This window comes from Cuspidothrix issatschenkoi CHARLIE-1 (assembly GCF_002934005.1).
In the GTDB taxonomy this organism is placed as follows: Bacteria; Cyanobacteriota; Cyanobacteriia; order Cyanobacteriales; family Nostocaceae; genus Cuspidothrix; species Cuspidothrix issatschenkoi.
Genome location: NZ_PGEM01000080.1, coordinates 1 through 2684 on the forward strand (window position 1 = coordinate 1; position 2684 = coordinate 2684).

The following is a 2684-nucleotide window of genomic DNA, read 5'->3' on the forward strand; positions in this document are numbered from 1 at the left end:
TTTAGACCGGGGAGTGTCAAACCCTTACTCCTTTCAGTCGTGGGCAGAGAGACATTCCTCCCGCGCTCTGCCTTTCGCGGTAAATATACATAAAAATACATAAATTTACATCTTTGCTAACTGTAAAAATCTGACTAATATAAAGTAATATTACAATCCTTGGAAAAATATTGAGAAATCGTTGCTAGGGCAAACATAGATTTAAGGTAAAGCTATAAAAGATAATTGAGGGCTATGAATTAAAATGAACAACAATAATATTCAAAACTATCGCTTTGTGTGTACCCTGACTTTTGGAGATATCTACGGTCAAATTATTGTTTGGTTAATCACGATTACTATTAGCTTGGCATCAGCATTAGCATTAATGGGTGCTAAAAGACCAGTATACGCTTTAGCTACAGTTGGTCTGGTCGTTTTCTTATCCCTGCCTTTCTTACTGTTTGCTTTTGTGACTACGTTATTAAATCATATTGAACTCAATGCCATAGCACCGGAGACAAAAACAGAATGATGTCTCAATCAAAGCAAATATAACTTAGCTGAAGGGAATTTTCCTAAATTACCCATTCTCTATTACCCTGTCTTGTAGATCTACGGTGTACACACAAGTCCTCCCTGTATTGGGGGTTAGGGGGCATCAAAACCCTATTAAGCAACTTGATTAGACTTCCGTGTACACTGTAGGTCTTGTAGATGGGGAATTTTTTTATAAGAGACTAGACTAAAAACCCTTGAGTCGTCTAACGGTGAGTCTGTGAATGTAGAATCCCCGCGTCTTTAGACCGGGGAGTGTCAAAATCGGTGATTGATAATGCTAGAACATGATGTAATTATTGTTGGTGGGGGCTTGGCTGGATGTCGGGCTGCGGTGGAAATTGCCCGTATTGACCCCAGTTTAAAGGTAGCGATAGTTGCCAAAACTCATCCAATTCGTTCCCATTCCGTAGCCGCCCAAGGTGGCATGGCGGCATCTTTAAAAAATGTGGATGATACAGATAGCTGGGAAGCTCACGCTTTTGACACTGTTAAGGGATCCGATTATTTGGCTGATCAAGATGCGGTGGCAATTTTAACCCAACAAGCACCGGATGTAGTCATTGATTTAGAACATCTGGGGGTTTTATTCTCCCGTTTACCTGATGGTCGCATTGCTCAACGGGCTTTTGGCGGACATTCCCACAACCGTACTTGTTACGCGGCTGATAAAACTGGTCATGCAATTTTACATGAATTGGTGAATAATTTGCGCCGTTATGGTGTGCAAATTTACGAAGAATGGTATGTGATGCGGTTGATTTTAGAAGATGGTCAAGCTAAGGGTGTGGTGATGTTTCACCTCTTGGATGGCCATATTGAGGTGTTACGGGCAAAGGCTGTCATGTTTGCCACTGGGGGTTATGGGCGCGTTTATAATACCACTTCTAATGATTATGCTTCCACTGGTGATGGTTTGGCGATGACGGCTTTAGCGGGTTTACCATTGCAAGATATGGAATTTGTCCAATTTCATCCTACGGGTTTGTACCCTGTGGGAGTGCTGATTTCCGAGGCTGTGCGCGGTGAAGGGGCGTATTTGATTAACTGCGAAGGCGATCGCTTTATGGCCAATTATGCCCCCAGTCGTATGGAATTAGCCCCTCGTGATATTACCTCACGGGCGATCGCCTATGAAATTCGCGCCGGTCGCGGTGTCAATACCGACGGCAGTGCTAGCGGTCCTTTTGTTTACCTAGATTTACGCCATCTAGGTAAGGAAAAAATCATGAGTCGCGTTCCCTTCTGTTGGGAAGAAGCCCATCGTTTAGTCGGTGTGGACGCTGTAACTCAACCGATGCCTGTTCGTCCCACCATTCACTATTGTATGGGCGGTATACCTGTGAATACTGATGGTCAAGTTCGTAACAGTGCAGATGGTTTAGTTGAAGGTTTTTTTGCTGCTGGAGAAACTGCCTGCGTATCTGTCCACGGAGCAAATCGTCTCGGTAGTAATTCTTTATTAGAATGTGTAGTTTATGGCAAAAGGACGGGAGCAGCGATCGCCCATTATGTCCAAAATCGCCAGTTACCAGCCATAGATGAACTGCATTACATCAAAGCCGCCCAAGAACAAATCCAAACCCTAATTGAACAACCCGGAAAATACCGCATTAATCAAATCCGTCAAGCCTTCCAAGATAACATGACGGAATATTGTGGCGTTTTCCGCACTGAAGAATTAATGCGTCAAGGATTAGATCAAATTACCCAACTAGAACAACAATACTTACAAATATATTTAGATGACAAGGGAACTCACTGGAATACAGAATTAGTTGAAGCCCTAGAACTACAAAGTTTAATGGTCGTCGGACAAACCATTTTAGCTTCCGCCCTCAACCGCCAAGAAAGTCGCGGCGCACACTTTCGAGAAGACTTTTCCCAAAGAGATGATACTAACTTTCTACAACACACAATGGCTTATTATTCCCCAACTGGAATTGATATTCAATATCGTCCTGTCACCATTACTATGTTTGCACCACAAGAAAGGAAGTATTAAGTGAATTAATTTCCTAATCTTTTGCCAATAGTTTTCTGCTAACTAGGGGTTGCTGAAAAAGTTGTCTGTGAGGAGGGGGAACAGGGAATAGGGAACAGGGAACAGTTTCAACTATCTGGATATCCTCAATTTCTCATATCCG

General features: G+C 42.8%; 2 protein-coding genes. Both read left to right on the forward strand.

The genetic code is table 11. The features are described 5' to 3' along the window. Positions 1 to 244 precede the first annotated feature (244 nt). Positions 245 to 514, forward strand: coding sequence for a hypothetical protein (locus CUN59_RS11825; protein WP_104388030.1), 270 nt, complete (start codon positions 245 to 247; stop codon positions 512 to 514). A 300-nt stretch (positions 515 to 814) separates the two neighbouring features. Further along, complete coding sequence (locus tag CUN59_RS11830; RefSeq protein WP_104388031.1) at positions 815 to 2542, forward strand: succinate dehydrogenase/fumarate reductase flavoprotein subunit; 1728 nt, start codon at positions 815 to 817, stop codon at positions 2540 to 2542. The last annotated feature ends 142 nt before the right edge of the window (positions 2543 to 2684 follow it).